Source organism: Streptomyces sp. NPDC001194 (assembly GCF_042896985.1).
Taxonomy (GTDB): Bacteria; Actinomycetota; Actinomycetes; order Streptomycetales; family Streptomycetaceae; genus Streptomyces.
Genome location: NZ_JBIAXU010000004.1, coordinates 57,405 through 72,101 on the forward strand (window position 1 = coordinate 57,405; position 14,697 = coordinate 72,101).

The window sequence follows — 14,697 nt, forward strand, 5'->3', positions numbered from 1 at the left end:
CCGCCTCCGTGGGGAGGGCGGCGCGGGTACTACCGGACGATCCGTCCATTGCTGGAGGGAGTCACTCCTCAAGTCGCAGGTGCCCGCGGGCCTCGGGGTCCCGGGGCCGGTGGGAGGGCGTACGGGTGCGCCCCGCCACCAGGGTAGTCACTGAGATCGCCGCCGCAATGGGACGCAGCGGTCGGTTGCGGCTCCGGTGCTTCGCCCGAGAGCCGCTCGAGGCCCGCTCAGGCCCCGTGCGAGGCCCGTTCCACGGCTGTTCGCCGTTGGTTCGGGCTTCCGCTGTCCGGGGTGTGCGGGCCGGGCGTCGGCGCGGCGGGCGCTCAGTGGTGGTGCGGCCCGGTTCCCCGGGCTTCGGCGAGCGCGCGCAGCGCGCGGGCGTCGCCGATGGCCTGCTGCCTGGCCACGCCGGGCTGGATGCCGAGCGCGGGCAGGCTCGTACCGTCGCTGAGGTCCAGGAACACCCACGGGTCGCCCGGGCGGAGGTTGACGCGCAGGATCTGCGCCCACTCCAGGCGGCGGGTGTTGGTCAGGTTCACGACGGTGACGCCCGCCTCGTCCGCGACCACCTTGGGGCGGCTGAGCAGGACGAGTACGGACGAGAGCAGGACGGCGGTGAAGACGAAGCTGACCCGCTCCCCCGGACCGAGGTTCTCCAGCAGCAGGGCGATCGCCGTGATGGTGGCGAACATGGCGAGCCCGACGCCCAGCAGGACGGCCCGGGTACGGGTCGGCCGGAAGGTGACCGGCAGGGCGGGCGGTGCGGGCTGGGCGGCGGACTCGGCCATGATGCGGGAGATGCCTTCGGGAGGGGGCGTACGGGTCGGAAGGACGTACGGGTCAGAGACGGCAGGCGTGGATCGAGGTGGTGAGGATCGCGCGCGCGCCGAGCTCGTACAGGTCGTCCATGATCCGCTGCGCCTCCTTGGCCGGGACCATCGCGCGGACGGCGACCCAGCCCTCGTTGTGCAGCGGGGAGATGGTCGGCGACTCCAGGCCCGGGGTGAGGGCGACGGCCCGCTCCAGGTGCTCCGCGCGGCAGTCGTAGTCCATCATCACGTAGCTGCGGGCCACGAGGACGCCCTGGAGGCGCCGCAGGAACTGCTGGGCCTGCGGGTTCTCGGCGTCGGCGCCGTTGCGGCGGATGACCACGGCCTCGGAGGTGAGGATCGGCTCGCCGATGACCTCCAGGCCCGCGTTGCGCAGGCTGGTGCCGGTCTCGACGACGTCCGCGATGATCTGGGCGACGCCGAGCTGGATGGCGGTCTCGACCGCGCCGTCCAGGTGCACGACGGAGGCGTCGATGCCCTGCTCGGCGAGGTGCTTGGCGACGATTCCCTCGTACGAGGTCGCGATCGTCATCCCGGTGAAGTCCTCGGGGCCCTTCGCGGTGCCGGGCTTGGTGGCGTAGCGGAAGGTCGAGCGGCCGAAGTTCAGCGGGAGGATCTCCTCCGCGCTGGCGCCGGAGTCCAGCAGCAGGTCGCGGCCGGTGATGCCGATGTCGAGCTTGCCGGAGGCGACGTAGATCGCGATGTCCTTCGGGCGGAGGTAGAAGAACTCCACGCCGTTCTCGGGGTCGAGGACCACGAGTTCCTTGGACTCCTTGCGCTGGCGGTAGCCGGCCTCATGGAGCATCGCCGACGCCGCTCCGGAGAGTGAACCCTTGTTGGGGACGGCGATGCGCAGCATGGGGCTTCCTTCAGTGCGTGGATTGCGAAACATGTGGGTGAGCGGCGGGCGGGGGACCCGCGGGACGGGCTGCGGCCTAGAGGTGCGCGTAGACGTCGTCGAGGGAGATCCCGCGCGCGACCATCATCACCTGGACGTGGTACAGCAGCTGCGAGATCTCCTCGGCGGCGGCTTCCTTGCCCTCGTACTCGGCGGCCATCCAGACCTCGGCGGCCTCCTCGACGATCTTCTTGCCGATCGCATGGACGCCCTTGCCGACGAGTTCGGCGGTGCGGGAGGAGCCGGGGTCGCCGGTGGCGGCCTTGAGCTGAAGCTCGCTGAAGAGCTCTTCGAAACTCTTGGAGGGTGTGTTCGCCATGATGGTCCTCAGAATACGGGGTCCCCCGCCACCACTCAGTGCCAGGGTTCGCTGACGGACCGCAGGGTCACAGCGGTCGAGACGGCGGCGATGACCGCTTCGTGTCCCTTGTCCTCGTTCGACCCCTCGAGCCCGGCGCGGTCCAGCGCCTGCTCGTCGTTGTCGCAGGTCAGTACGCCGAAGCCGACGGGGACTCCGGTGTCGATCGACACCTGCACCAGGCCTTGGGTGACGCCCTGGCAGACGTATTCGAAGTGCGGGGTGCCGCCGCGGATGACGACTCCGAGGGCGACGATGGCATTGTAGCCGCGGCCTGCCAGCACCTTCGCCGCGACCGGGAGCTCGAAGCTGCCCGGGACGCGGAGCAGGGTCGGCTCGTCGATGCCCAGTTCGTGCAGGGCGCGCAGGGCGCCGTCGACGAGCCCGTCCATGACCTTCTCGTGCCACTGGGCCGCGATGACTGCGACCCGGAGGTCTCCGCAGTTCCTGACACTCAGTTCGGGTGCGCCCTTGCCGCTCACAGCTGTGCTCCTCGGTTCTTCGCGGTTCGTGGTTCGTGGTGTGTGGTGTGTGCTGCCGGTGGGGTGGTTCGTGCGTGCTTACTGGTTGCCGCAGGTGGTGGCGGTCACGGCCCGGTCCAGCCAGGGCAGGTCGTGGCCCATGCGGTCCCGCTTCGTGCGCAGGTACCGCAGATTGTGCTCCCCGGCCTCCGTGGGCATGGCCACCCGGTCGTTGACCGCGATGCCGTGCCGTACGAGGGCGGCGGACTTGTCGGGGTTGTTGGTCAGCAGCCGGACGCTCTTGACGCCGAGGTCGGCGAGGATCTGCGCGCCGGCGGCGTAGTCGCGCGCGTCGGCGGGCAGACCGAGCTCGAGGTTGGCGTCCAGGGTGTCGCGGCCGCGCTCCTGGAGTTCGTACGCGCGCAGCTTGGACACCAGTCCGATGCCGCGGCCCTCGTGACCGCGCAGGTAGACGACCACACCGCGGCCCTCCTCCTTGACGCGGGCCATGGAGGCGTGCAGCTGGGGGCCGCAGTCGCAGCGCAGGGAGTGGAAGATGTCGCCGGTCAGGCACTCGGAGTGGACCCTGACCACGACGTCCCGGCCGTCGCCGATGTCGCCGTGGACGAGGGCTACGTGCTCCACGCCGTCGACGGTGGAGCGGTAGCCGTACGCCGTGAAGTCGCCGTGGGCGGTCGGCAGGGTGACGGTGGCCTCGCGGCGCACGGTCGGCTCGGCGGAGCGGCGGTAGGCGATCAGGTCCTCGATGGAGATGATCGTCAGGCCGTGCTTGCGGGCGAAGGGGATCAGCTCGGGCAGGCGCAGCATGACGCCGTCCTCGCCGGCGATCTCCACGATCGCGCCGACGGGGCGCAGGCCCGCGAGGCGGGCGAGGTCGACGGCGGCCTCGGTGTGGCCGTTGCGGACCAGGACGCCGCCGGGCTTGGCGCGCAGCGGGAAGACGTGGCCGGGGCGGACGAAGTCCGAGGGCTCGGAGACCCCGTCGGCGAGCATCCTGAGGGTGGTGGAGCGGTCGGCGGCCGAGATGCCGGTGGTCACGCCGTGGGCGGCGCTCGCGTCGACGGAGACCGTGAAGGCGGTCTTCATCGACTCGGTGTTGTTCTGGACCATCTGGGGCAGCTCGAGCCGCTCCAGCTCCGGGCCCTCCATGGGGGCGCAGATCAGGCCGCGGCACTCGCTCATCATGAACGCGACGATCTCGGGGGTGGCCTTCTCGGCGGCGATGACGAGGTCGCCCTCGTTCTCGCGGTCCTCGTCGTCGACGACGACCACCGGCCGGCCGGCCGCGATGTCGCGGATGGCCTGCTCGACGGGGTCGAGCCGGAAGACGGCGTCGAGGACGGCGTCGATGTCGGGCACGGGCTTGAGGGAGGTCATGCCGTTGCTCCTTCCAGGGCCGGGGCGGGGGTGGTGCGCGAACGCTGGTACCAGTCGTGGGCGCCCCAGAGGACGAGCGCGAAGTAGACGACGTAGACGAGGCCGGAGAAGGCCAGTCCGTTGGTGAAGGCGAGGGGGACGCCGACCAGGTCGACGAGGAGCCAGGCGAACCAGAACTCGACGAGGCCGCGGGCCTGGGCGACCATCGCGACGATCGTGCCGACGAAGATGTAGGCGTCGGCCCACGGGCTCCAGGACAGGTTCGGGAAGAGCGTGAACAGCCCGCCGACGGCGAGGGTGCCGAGGGCCGCCCCGGCGAGGAGCAGTCCGCGCTCCGTCCAGGTGGCGGTCCGCACCGCGAGGGTGCCGTCCTGGGCCTCCCGGCGGCCGCGCTGCCAGGCGCGCCAGCCCCAGGCGGCCACTCCGATGACGAGGAGCTGCTTGCCGACGCCGCCGGCGAGGTGGGCGGAGGCGTAGGCGGCTATGAGGATCAGGCCGGACAGGAGCTGGGCGGGCCACGTCCATATGGAGCGGCGCCAGCCGAGGGCGAGGGCGGCCAGGCCCATCAGGTTGCCGATCATGTCGGACCAGATGACCTTCTGGCCGAAGACCGTGAAGGCCTCCGCGTTGAGCCAGGTCAGGGCGGTCACTGCTGATCCTCCTTGGCGGTCAGCGGGTCCACTCCGGCGGCGAGCAGGCGCTCGACGTACTTCGCGAGGACGTCGACTTCGAGGTTGACCGGGTCGCCGGGCTGCTTGAGGCCGAGGGTGGTCAGCGCGAGCGTGGTGGGGATGAGGCTGATGGTGAACCAGTCCGCGGCGGCCTCCACCACGGTGAGGCTGACGCCGTCCACGGTGATGGAACCCTTCTCCACGACGTACCGGGACAGGTTCTCCGGGAGCGAGACCTTGACGATCTCCCAGTGCTCGGAGGGCGTCCTGGACAGGATCTCGCCGGTTCCGTCCACGTGCCCCTGGACCAGGTGTCCGCCGAGCCGCCCGCCGAGGGCCATCGGGCGCTCCAGGTTGACCCGGGAGCCCGCGTGGAGGGCGCCGAGGCTGGAGCGCTTGAGGGTCTCCTGCATGACGTCGGCGGTGAACTCTCCGTCGCCGGTCTCCACGACGGTCAGGCAGACGCCGTTGACGGCGATGGAGTCGCCGTGCTTGGCGCCGTCGGTGACGACGGGGCCCCGCAGGCGGAAGCGGGAGGCCTCCGAGAGCTGCTCGACGGCGGTGACCTCGCCCAGTTCTTCGACGATTCCGGTGAACACTCAGTGCTCCTTGGGGGCGGTGGGGGTGGGGACGGCTTCGGACACGGGTACGGCGGTGATGCGCAGATCGGTGCCGACACGGACGGCCTCGGTGATGTCGAGGCGCACCGCGCGGGTGATGTCGGTGATGCCGGCGTCGGCGAGGGCGGCGGGGCCGGCGCCGAGGAGGGCCGGGGCGAGGTAGCCGATGACGCGGTCGACGGCTCCGGCTTCGAGGAAGGCGCCCGCGAGGGTGGGGCCGCCTTCCAGGAGGACGGAGCGCACGCCGCGGTCGTACAGCTGCGCGAGCAGGTCGTGGACGGCGACGCGGCCGTCGTGCAGGGGCAGCCGGAGCAGGTCGGCGCCGCCCGGCAGGTGCCGGGTGTCGGCGTCCTCGCCGACGACGAGCAGCGTGGGCGCGGCGTCGTCGAGGATGCGGGCGGTCGCCGGCAGGCCGGCGCGGGTGTCGAGGGCGACGCGCAGGGGCTGGGCGGCCCCGTCGATGCCGCGTACGGCCAGGTGCGGGTCGTCGGCGCGCAGGGTGCCGCCGCCGACGAGGACGGCGTCGACCTCGGCACGCAGCCGGTGGACGTCGGCGCGGGATTCGGGGCCGGTGATCCAGCGGCTGCTGCCGTCGGCGGCGGCGCTGCGGCCGTCGAGGGTGGCGGCGTACTTCCAGGTCACGTGCGGGCGGCCCAGGCGTACGGAGGTGAGCCAGGCGGCGTTGCCGGCTGCGGCCTCGGCCTCCAGGAACCCGCCCTCGGCCTTGATCCCGGCGGCACGCAGGGTGTCGGCGCCGCCGCTGGCCTGCGGGTTCGGGTCGGGGACGGCGTAGACCACGCGGGTGACGCCGGCCTCGACGAGGGCCTGGGCGCAGGGGCCCGTACGGCCGGTGTGGTTGCAGGGTTCGAGGGTGACGTACGCGGTGCCGCCGCGGGCGGCCCCGCCGGCGGCGTGCAGGGCGTGGACCTCGGCGTGCGGGCCGCCGGCCCGCCGGTGCCAGCCCTCGCCGACGACGGTGCCCGCGGCGTCGGTGATGACGCAGCCGACGACCGGGTTGGGGCTGGTGGAGCCGAGGCCGCGGGCGGCGAGCTCGATGGCGCGGCGCATGGCCTGTGCGTCGGCCGCGTCGACGGTGCGGGGGGCGTTCTCGCCCTCGCCGAAGGCGTCGTGCGGTGCGTGCGCGGCGTGGTTCGCCACCGGGTCCTCCTGCCTCTGTCGGGCACGGACTCCGGGGCCTGTCGGGATACGACAGATGAAGCGGTACAGCACACGCGGGGACGCCGAGGCCGAAAAAACGGTCCTCCCGGACACATCCGAAGGGATGCGCCGATGAACCGCCGACGGCGGCGTACCGGTGACTGGCCCGCCGCGCACTGCCTCCCATCCGGACTTTCACCGTCGGTCCAGGAATTTCACCTGGTCAACCGGCCGCTGGCTGCGGACGGGTCGCGGACTATACCGCCGGTTCGGAATTACACCGACCCCGGAGTGCGCTGCTTACTGGTACTGCTGCCAGTTTGCCACGGTCGATCGTCGGCCATGCGAGCGAGATGCTGTGGCCTGGGTCACAGGGGGGCGCCGGCGCGGGAATCCGTCAGGTCGGGCCGCCATTGGTCCAGACCTATTGACGGGGTGGTCTAGTCCTCTTAACGTTCCCTTCATCTTCCCCGGGAGACAGCCCGTCAGATGTGCGCACGTCACGGGCCAACACGCACCACCTCTCCGCCTGTTGTGTCCTTTGTGTCTGCCATCCTCCCCTCCCCAGGAGGCACCATGCCGTCCCCCACACGTATGAGAGCGATGCTCCTGGCATCCGGCGCGGCGATCGCCGGGCTGCTGGTCGGCGGGCTCTCCGCGGGCGTCTCGCACGCCGCCGACAACGAGAGCTGTCGCCCCGACGGGCTGTACAAGACGGCCGGCGTCGACGTCCCCTACTGCTCGGTCTACGACTCCGAGGGCCGCGAGAAGATGGGCGCCGACCACCAGCGCCGCGTCATCGGGTATTTCACCGGCTGGCGGACGGGCAAGGACGGCACCCCCGCCTACCTGGCCAACAACGTCCCGTGGTCCAAGGTCACCCACCTGAACTACGCCTTCGCCCACGTCGGCTCCGACAACAAGATCTCGGTCGGCGGCGACAGCCCGAACAACGCCGCCACCGGGATGACCTGGCCGGGCGTGGCGGGCGCCGAGATGGACCCGGCCCTGCCGTACAAGGGCCACTTCAACCTGCTCAACAAATTCAAGAAGCAGTACCCGAACGTCAAGACGCTGATCTCGGTCGGCGGCTGGGCCGAGACCGGCGGCTACTTCGGCGACGACGGCAACCGCGTCGCCTCCGGGGGCTTCTACTCGATGGCCACCAACGCCGACGGCTCGGTCAACCAGGCCGGCATCGACACCTTCGCGGACTCCTCGGTCGAGTTCATCCGCACGTACGGCTTCAACGGCGTCGACATCGACTACGAGTACCCGACCACCATGAAGGACGCGGGCAACCCGCTGGACTGGCAGCTCTCCAACGCCCGCCGGGCCGGCCTCGTCCAGGGCTACGCCGCGCTGATGAAGTCGCTGCGCGAGAAGCTCGACCGCGCGGGCGCCGCCGACGGCAAGCACTACCTGCTCTCCGTCGCCGCCCCCTCCTCCGGCTACCTGCTGCGCGGCATGGAGACGTTCCAGATGCAGAAGTACCTGGACTACGTCAACATCATGTCCTACGACCTGCACGGCGCCTGGAACGAGTACGTCGGCCCGAACGCCTCGCTCTTCGACGACGGCAAGGACGGCGAACTGGCCGCGGCCGGCGTCTACTCCACCTCCCAGTACGGCGGCATCGGCTACCTGAACTCCGACTGGGCCTACCACTACTTCCGCGGCTCCATGCCGGCGGGCCGCATCAACATGGGCCTGCCGTACTACACCCGCGGCTTCAAGAACGTGCAGGGGGGTACGGACGGCCTGTGGGGCAAGGCCCCCGCGACCACCTGCCCGGCCGGCGCGGGGCTGACCAAGTGCGGGGACGGCGCGGTCGGCATCGACAACCTGTGGCACGACCTGGACACCAACGGGGTCGAGTCCCCGGCGGGCTCCAACCCGATGTGGCACGCCAAGAACCTGGAGAAGGGCGTCGTCGGCGACTACGTCACCAAGTACGGGTTCCCCGCGAACACCACGCTGACCGGCACCTACGTCCGCAAGTACGACTCCGCGCTGGTGGCGCCGTGGCTGTGGAACGCCCAGAAGAAGGTCTTCCTGTCGACGGAGGACGAGCAGTCCGTCGCCGCCAAGGCCGACTACGTGGTGGACAAGGGCATCGGCGGCACCATGGTCTGGGAGCTGGCGGGCGACTACGGGTACAACGCCGCCAAGGGCCAGTACGAGATGGGCGACACGCTCACCACCCTGATGTACGAGAAGTTCAAGTCGGCCGCGCCGTACGGCTCGAAGAAGGCGGGGGCGACCGCCCCGCCGGCCCGGGCAGTGGACGTCAAGACGGAGTTCGGCGAGTTCAAGCTGGGCGACTCCAACTACCCGATCACCCCGAAGCTCAAGATCACCAACAACACGAAGAGCACGCTGCCCGGCGGTACGGAGTTCCAGTTCGACTACGGGACCTCCGCCCCGGCCAACGCCTCCGACCAGTCCGGTTTCGGCACCAAGGTGGTCTCCACCGGGCACAGCGGCACCAACGTCGGCGGTCTGAAGGGCGACTTCCAGCGGGTCTCGCTGAAGCTTCCGGCATGGCAGACGCTGGCTCCCGGCGCCTCGGTGGACCTGGCGTTCAACTACTACCTGCCGGTCTCCACGCCCTCCAACTGGACGGTGAACATCTCCGGCACCACCTACGCCCTCGCGGGGGACCTGGCGCGCGGTACGACGCTCGTCGAGCCGGGGGGCCCGACGATCCCGCCGACCACCCCTCCCACGACCCCGCCGACCACTCCCCCGACGACGCCGCCGACCACTCCCCCGACCACCCCGCCGACGACCCCGCCGGGCGGAACCTGCACGAACCCGGCGTACGTCGCGGGCAGCGTGTACACGGGCGGGCAGGTCGTCTCGCACAAGGGCCACAACTGGAAGGCCCAGTGGTGGACGCAGAACGAGGAGCCCGGCACCACCGGCGACTGGGGCGTCTGGAAGGACCAGGGCGCCTGCTGACAGCGCGCACCCGCCGCAGGTGAACGAACGTGAGGACCCGGTGGCCCGGCGGCCACCGGGTCCTCGCACGTGCGGCCGGGGGTGCCCCTCGTAGGCTGCCGCCGTGATCGCACAGGACCCCGCGGCGCTCGCGGACTTCGAGGAACACCGGCCCCGGATGTTCGGGATCGCCTACCGCATGCTCGGCTCCGCCGCCGAGGCGCAGGACACCGTCCAGGACGCCTGGCTGCGCTGGAGCTCCGCAGGGCGCGAGGGCATCGAGCACCCCGGGGCCTGGCTCGCCAAGGTGGTCGCGCACCTGTGCCTGAACCGGCTGGCCTCGGCCCGGGCGCGGCGCGAGGAGTACGTCGGCCCCTGGCTCCCGGAGCCGGTCCTCACCGGCGGCGGGGCGCTGGGTCCGCTGGAGTCGGCCGAGCAGCGGGACGGCGTCTCGATGGCGCTGCTGGTGCTGCTGGAGCGGCTGACTCCGGTGGAGCGGGCGGTGTACGTGCTGCGCGAGGCGTTCGCGTACGGCCACCGGGAGATCGCCGGGCTGCTCGACCTGACCGAGCCGAACTGCCGGCAGTTGTACCGCCGGGCGGCGGGTCGCGTGGAGGCGGGCCGGGCGGAGGCGGGGGCGGCCGCGCCGCGCCCGCGCTTCGAGCCGGACGCGGCGCGGTGGCAGGGCCTGGTGGAGACCTTCCTGGCGGCGGCGCGGGAAGGGGACCTGGCCCGGCTGGAGTCCATGCTGACCGCCGACGTGCGGTACGTGGCGGACGGCGGCGGGATCGTCTCCGCCGCCCGGCGGCCGATCCAGGGCCGGGAGAAGGTGGCGCGGTTCCTGGCGGGAGCGCTGCGCAGGTACGGGGCCGGGCGGCCGGTCCGCCTCGCGGAGGTCAACGGCGAGCCCGCCCTGCTGGTCGGCGGGGGCGCGGTCTTGCAGGTGGAGCTCGAGGACGGGCTGGTCCGCGGGGTGCGGAGCGTGGTGAATCCGGAGAAGCTGGAATTCCTCCAGCGGCAGCTGTCACATTCCCGGGGGCTGTCCGGTCCAGGCTGGTGAACGCATCCCTTCAGGGAAGGAACGGACACCATGAGCACGATCCTCGTCACCGGAGGCACCGGGAACCTCGGCAGGCGGGTCGTCACCCGGCTGCGGGCCGCGGGCCACGACGTACGGGTCCTGAGCCGCAGCGCGAAGGACCACCCGGTCGATCTGCGGGACGGCGGCGGGCTGGACGCGGCGATGGCCGGCGCGGAGGTGGTCGTGCACTGCGCGAGCACCCCGCGCGGCGGTGACGACGTGGCCGCCGGACACCTGATCGAGGCGGCCCGGCGGGCCGGAACGGTCACGAACGTCGTCTACATCTCGATCGTCGGCGTGGACGTGGTCCCGTTCGGCTACTACACGGTGAAGTACGAGGTCGAGCGGATGCTGGAGGCGTCGGGGCTGGGCTTCACGATCCTGCGCACGACGCAGTTCCACGACCTGGTGGCGATGGTGACGGACGCGCTGGCGAAGGTGCCGGTGGTGCCCGTGCCGCTGCCCAAGGGGGTCCGGGTGCAGCCGGTCGCCGTGGAGGAGGTCGCGGACCGGCTGGCGGAGCTGGCCGTCCCGGCGCCGGCGGGCCGGGTGACGGACATGGGCGGCCCGGAGATCCACACCCTGGTGGAGCTGGGCCGCTCGTACCTGGCGGCGACCGGGCGCCCGCGCAGGGTGTTCCCGCTGCCGCTGGCGGGGAAGGCGTACGCGGCCTTCCGCCGCGGCGGCAACCTGACCCCCTCGCACGCCGTCGGCAGGATCACCTTCGCCGAGTTCCTGGCGGCCCGGGCCGCGGGGGCGGCGGAGGCCGGGCGGTGAGCGTGATCGTTTCGGTGGTGTCCATGCCGGAGGGCATCGCGCGGCGCACCCCGGTGGCCGAGGCCCGTGACCGCCTCGCGCAGTCCCGCTTCCTGTTCGTGGACGCGGAACTGCCCGAGGAGGCGCCGCCGGGGGAGCAGCCGATCGCCCACCTGCTCGGTCTGGAGGCCGAGGACCTCGCGTGGCTCGGCCGCGCGAGGGAATCCGCCCGCGCCGAGTTCCTCGGTGACGCCGCCGCGTTCGTCGTCCCCGCGGTCGAGGCGGGCCGGATCGTCCACCTCCACGTCGTGGCCACCGAGCGGTACCTGGTCGCGGTGCACCGGGGGCCGGCCGGGCTGGTCGAGAACCTCGTCGCCCGGTTCCCGCACGAACGGCCCCCCGACGCCGTGGCCACGCTGTTCCTGCTCCTGGGCGAGGCCCTGGAGACCTTCCGGCGGTCCGCCGTCCAGGCCCTCCTGGAGGTGGAGGACCTGGAGGACGCGATGTTCCGGCACCGCAAGCCCGAGCAGCTCTACAGCCTGGCGCGGCTGCGCCGGACCTCGGCGCTCCTGCACCACACGCTGCTCCCCTACCACCAGGCGGCGGAGGAGGCCATCACGCGCCGGGTGCTCAACCGCAACTTCCCCGAGGAGCGCCAGCGGCTCGCCCGGGAGTACCAGCGCGTGTCGAGGCTGGTGCTGACGGACATCGAGGCGCTCCAGGAAGCGGCCCGGCGCGGCTTCGGCACCTACTCCTCGCTGGTGTCCGGCGAGCAGAACGGAGTGATCAACCGGCTCGCGATCGTCTCCACGATCTTTCTGCCGCTGACCTTCCTGACGGGGTTCTTCGGCATGAACTTCGCCTATCTGACGGACGAGCTGGAGAGCCGGAGCATCTTCTGGGCCCTCGCCGTCGGCCTCCAGGTGGTCTTCCTGGCAGGCGCGCTCTACGTGCTGCACCGCACCCGCATCTGGCGCCGGCTCCACGACGACGAGAGCATCGACGACGAGTAGGCCGCCGGACCGGGCCGGTGCGGGCCGCTGCGGCTCCGGCCGGGCCCGTACGGCGCGGCGCGGCGCGGTCAGGGGGCGAAGAGGTCGGCCTGCGCGGCTTCGCGGGCGGCCAGGCGCGCTCCGGTGAGGACCGCCGAGTCGCCCAGGGCCGTGGCCCGGACCTCCATCGGCACGGGGGTCAGCGTCGTCAGCCGGCGGGCCACCGCCGACGCGAGGGCGGTGCCGCCCGCGTGGCCGAGCTCCCCCGCCAGGACCAGGCACCCCGGGTCCAGGACCGCCGCGACCGCCGCCGCGCCCAGCGCCAGCCGTTCCGCCAGGGCGTCGAGGAAGGGCTCCCCCGCCGCCCCCGCCACCGCCTCGTCCACCGGGCCCGTCCAGCCGTGCTCCGCCGCCAGCGCCGCCACCGCGTCCCGGCCGACCAGGGCGTGGAACCCGCCCCCGCAGTCCGTGGCCGACGGGAGCCGTCCCGTACCCGGCACGGGCAGGAAGCCGATCTCGCCCGCTCCGCCGGAGGCCCCCCGACGCAGCCGCCCGTCCAGGACCACCGCCGCGCCGACGCCCGCGCCGAGCCACAGCAGTACGAAGGAGTCCAGGTCCCGGGCCGCGCCGACCCGCTGTTCGGCGAGGGCCGCCAGGTTGGTCTCGTTCTCCACCACCACCGCGGCCGGCAACCGCCGCTGCAGCGCCCCCACCAGGTCCCGGTGCCAGGCGGGCAGTCCGGCCGTACTGCGCAGTTCCCCGGCCGGGGCCACCAGGCCGGGGGCACCGACCACCACCGTGTGCAGTCCGTCCGCGCCCGCCTCCCGGCCGAGGGCCTCCAGCACGTCCACCGCCTCGTCCACCGCGTCCACCGGCAGCGCGGCCTGGGCCAGCGGGCGGCCGAGCAGATCCGCGACGACCGCCGTCGCGCTGTCCGTCCGTACGTCCAGGGCCGCCAGGTAGGCGCGGCGGGCGACGATCCCGTACACCCGGGCGTTGGGCCCGCGGCGCTGCTCCCCCGACTCCCCCACGACCTCGATCAGACCGGCGCCGGTGAGCCGCTCGACGAGATCGGCGACCGAGGGGCGGGACAGCCCGGTCATCGCCTTGAGCTGAGTGGCGGTCAGCGGCCCCTCCTCCTGCAGGAGTCTCAGGGCCAGGCGGTCGTTGATGGCCCGGGCCGTGCTCGGCGACGCGGGCGACGGGGCGGCGGGGGTCAGGGCCTTGGCAGGAGTCACGGCGCCCATCCTAGGTAGCTCCTCGCACCAACCATCAGGCAGGGTCCCTGATAGTTTAATTCCATGACAGGGGAAACAGACCTCAGCCCGGCGCGCCTGCGCCATGCCCGCTTCGCCATAGCCGCCGTCTTCTGCACCCACGGGGCCGTCACGGGCTCCTTCGCCACCCGCATCCCCTGGATCCAGGACCACGCCCAGCTCAGCGCGGGCACCCTGGGCCTCGCCCTCGCCTTCCCCGCACTGGGCGCGGCGGTCGCGATGCCGCTGGCCGGCCGGATCAACCACCGCTTCGGAGCCCGCCCCGCCCTGCGGGGGCTGCTGGTGCTGTGGACCCTCTCGCTGATCCTGCCGAGCCTCGCCCCCAACCTCGCGGCCCTGTGCTTCACCCTGTTCGTCTACGGGGCCACGGCCGGGATGGCGGACGTGGCGATGAACGCGCTGGGCGTCGAGACCGAGAACCGGCTCGGCCGCTCGATCATGTCCTCGCTGCACGGCATGTGGAGCGTGGGCGCGCTGATCGGCTCGGCGGCCGGCACCGTCGCCGCACACGCCGGGGCCGACGCCCGGCTGCACCACCTGGTCGCCGCGCTCGCCCTGACCGCCGCCGGGCTGGTCGCCGTACGGGGGGTGCTCGACCTGCGCAGCGCCCCGGGGGCCCAGGCGCCGCCGCACTTCGCGCTGCCCCCGAAGTCCGCGCTGCTGATCGGCGCGATCGGGTTCTGCGCGGTCTTCGCGGAGGGCGCGAGCATGGACTGGTCGGCGGTCTACCTGCGCGACGTACTGGACACGGACGCCGGCCTCGCAGCCGCCTGCACCACCGCGTTCGCGCTCACCATGTCCCTCGCCCGGCTCGTCGGGGACCGCGTGGTGGACCGGTTCGGGGCGGTGCGCACGGTCAGGGCGAGCGGGTTGCTCGCCACCGCGGGCGGGGTGCTCGTGGTGGCGGCCGGGAATCCGGCCGTGGCGATCGCGGGCTTCGGGCTGATCGGGCTCGGCATCGCGGTGGTCGTCCCGCTGGCCTTCGCGGCCGCGGCGCGCAGCGGGCCGGCGCCGGCCCAGGCCATCGCGGGCGTGGCGACGATCACGTACACCTCGGGGCTGATCGCACCGTCGGCGATCGGCGCGGTGGCGGACGCCACCTCGCTCGTGGTGTCCTTCGGGCTGGTCACTCTGCTCGCGTTCGCGCTGGTCGTGGGGGCGGCCGTACTGCGGCAGAAGCCGGTGGCGGCCGGGTCGGCGCCGGTGGACCGGGACGAACCAGCAGCTGTCCGGCCATAACATTGCGCAGGCTGC

The 14,697-nt window shown here is 72.5% G+C and carries 14 protein-coding genes and 1 riboswitch; of the genes, 5 read left to right on the forward strand and 9 right to left on the reverse strand.

The genetic code is table 11. The annotated features are described in order from the left end of the window. Positions 1–323 precede the first annotated feature (323 nt). The 8 genes from ACFY1T_RS11395 to ribD all read right to left on the reverse strand — a co-directional run bounded on the left by ACFY1T_RS11395 (position 324) and on the right by ribD (position 6,304). Positions 324–788 carry a PH domain-containing protein gene (locus tag ACFY1T_RS11395; protein ID WP_030871831.1) on the reverse strand — a complete coding sequence of 155 codons (465 nt, stop codon included), beginning with the start codon at positions 786–788 and terminating at the stop codon, positions 324–326. A 52-nt stretch (positions 789–840) separates the two neighbouring features. Next, positions 841–1,689, reverse strand: coding sequence for an ATP phosphoribosyltransferase (gene hisG / locus ACFY1T_RS11400; RefSeq protein WP_030157592.1), 849 nt, complete (start codon positions 1,687–1,689; stop codon positions 841–843). A gap of 76 nt (positions 1,690–1,765) precedes the next feature. Then, positions 1,766–2,047 carry a phosphoribosyl-ATP diphosphatase gene (locus ACFY1T_RS11405; protein WP_030871828.1) on the reverse strand — a complete coding sequence of 94 codons (282 nt, stop codon included), beginning with the start codon at positions 2,045–2,047 and terminating at the stop codon, positions 1,766–1,768. Positions 2,048–2,082: 35 nt separating this feature from the next. Further along, entirely contained in the window at positions 2,083–2,568 is a 486-nt protein-coding gene (gene ribH, locus ACFY1T_RS11410; protein ID WP_030871826.1) for a 6,7-dimethyl-8-ribityllumazine synthase, read from the reverse strand. A gap of 78 nt (positions 2,569–2,646) precedes the next feature. After that, positions 2,647–3,945 (reverse strand): bifunctional 3,4-dihydroxy-2-butanone-4-phosphate synthase/GTP cyclohydrolase II, encoded by a 1,299-nt coding sequence (locus tag ACFY1T_RS11415; RefSeq protein WP_030871824.1) that lies wholly within the window; start codon positions 3,943–3,945, stop codon positions 2,647–2,649. Next, positions 3,942–4,595 carry a nicotinamide mononucleotide transporter family protein gene (locus tag ACFY1T_RS11420; RefSeq protein ID WP_030871814.1) on the reverse strand — a complete coding sequence of 218 codons (654 nt, stop codon included), beginning with the start codon at positions 4,593–4,595 and terminating at the stop codon, positions 3,942–3,944. Before ACFY1T_RS11420 ends, ACFY1T_RS11415 begins: the two co-directional genes overlap by 4 nt. Continuing rightward, on the reverse strand, positions 4,592–5,215 hold the full coding sequence (locus tag ACFY1T_RS11425; protein WP_030871812.1) for a riboflavin synthase: 624 nt from the start codon (positions 5,213–5,215) through the stop codon (positions 4,592–4,594). Before ACFY1T_RS11425 ends, ACFY1T_RS11420 begins: the two co-directional genes overlap by 4 nt. Next, on the reverse strand, positions 5,216–6,304 hold the full coding sequence (gene ribD, locus ACFY1T_RS11430; RefSeq protein WP_390788289.1) for a bifunctional diaminohydroxyphosphoribosylaminopyrimidine deaminase/5-amino-6-(5-phosphoribosylamino)uracil reductase RibD: 1,089 nt from the start codon (positions 6,302–6,304) through the stop codon (positions 5,216–5,218). 259 nt (positions 6,305–6,563) lie between these two features. Next, positions 6,564–6,693, reverse strand: a riboswitch (FMN riboswitch). Positions 6,694–6,970: 277 nt separating this feature from the next. On the opposite strand from ribD, the gene ACFY1T_RS11435 reads away from it, so the two are divergent. The 4 genes from ACFY1T_RS11435 (at position 6,971) to ACFY1T_RS11450 (ending at position 12,187) form a co-directional block, all read left to right on the forward strand. After that, complete coding sequence (locus ACFY1T_RS11435) at positions 6,971–9,358, forward strand: chitinase C-terminal domain-containing protein (protein WP_390787950.1); 2,388 nt, start codon at positions 6,971–6,973, stop codon at positions 9,356–9,358. A 103-nt stretch (positions 9,359–9,461) separates the two neighbouring features. Further along, positions 9,462–10,397, forward strand: coding sequence for an RNA polymerase sigma factor SigJ (gene sigJ, locus ACFY1T_RS11440; protein ID WP_390787951.1), 936 nt, complete (start codon positions 9,462–9,464; stop codon positions 10,395–10,397). Between the two features lie 30 nt (positions 10,398–10,427). Further along, complete coding sequence (locus ACFY1T_RS11445) at positions 10,428–11,195, forward strand: SDR family oxidoreductase (RefSeq protein WP_390787952.1); 768 nt, start codon at positions 10,428–10,430, stop codon at positions 11,193–11,195. Then, positions 11,192–12,187 carry a CorA family divalent cation transporter gene (locus tag ACFY1T_RS11450; RefSeq protein WP_390787953.1) on the forward strand — a complete coding sequence of 332 codons (996 nt, stop codon included), beginning with the start codon at positions 11,192–11,194 and terminating at the stop codon, positions 12,185–12,187. The genes ACFY1T_RS11445 and ACFY1T_RS11450 overlap by 4 nt, the downstream gene beginning before the upstream one ends. A gap of 68 nt (positions 12,188–12,255) precedes the next feature. Here ACFY1T_RS11450 and ACFY1T_RS11455 read toward each other — a convergent pair whose 3' ends face one another. Further along, positions 12,256–13,413 carry an ROK family transcriptional regulator gene (locus ACFY1T_RS11455; protein ID WP_390787954.1) on the reverse strand — a complete coding sequence of 386 codons (1,158 nt, stop codon included), beginning with the start codon at positions 13,411–13,413 and terminating at the stop codon, positions 12,256–12,258. Between the two features lie 54 nt (positions 13,414–13,467). Between ACFY1T_RS11455 and ACFY1T_RS11460 the strand changes: the two genes are divergently transcribed. Beyond that, positions 13,468–14,682 carry an MFS transporter gene (locus ACFY1T_RS11460; RefSeq protein ID WP_390787955.1) on the forward strand — a complete coding sequence of 405 codons (1,215 nt, stop codon included), beginning with the start codon at positions 13,468–13,470 and terminating at the stop codon, positions 14,680–14,682. Positions 14,683–14,697: the final 15 nt, after the last annotated feature.

Coding starts and splice junctions, on each gene's coding strand:
- ACFY1T_RS11395 (WP_030871831.1), bottom strand. CDS start 788: ATGGCCGAGTCCGCCGCCCAGCCCGCACCGCCCGCCCTGCCGGTCACC.
- hisG (WP_030157592.1), bottom strand. CDS start 1,689: ATGCTGCGCATCGCCGTCCCCAACAAGGGTTCACTCTCCGGAGCGGCG.
- ACFY1T_RS11405 (WP_030871828.1), bottom strand. CDS start 2,047: ATGGCGAACACACCCTCCAAGAGTTTCGAAGAGCTCTTCAGCGAGCTT.
- ACFY1T_RS11415 (WP_030871824.1), bottom strand. CDS start 3,945: ATGACCTCCCTCAAGCCCGTGCCCGACATCGACGCCGTCCTCGACGCC.
- ribD (WP_390788289.1), bottom strand. CDS start 6,304: ATGCGCCGCGCCATCGAGCTCGCCGCCCGCGGCCTCGGCTCCACCAGC.
- ACFY1T_RS11435 (WP_390787950.1), top strand. CDS start 6,971: ATGCCGTCCCCCACACGTATGAGAGCGATGCTCCTGGCATCCGGCGCG.
- ACFY1T_RS11445 (WP_390787952.1), top strand. CDS start 10,428: ATGAGCACGATCCTCGTCACCGGAGGCACCGGGAACCTCGGCAGGCGG.
- ACFY1T_RS11455 (WP_390787954.1), bottom strand. CDS start 13,413: ATGGGCGCCGTGACTCCTGCCAAGGCCCTGACCCCCGCCGCCCCGTCG.
- ACFY1T_RS11460 (WP_390787955.1), top strand. CDS start 13,468: ATGACAGGGGAAACAGACCTCAGCCCGGCGCGCCTGCGCCATGCCCGC.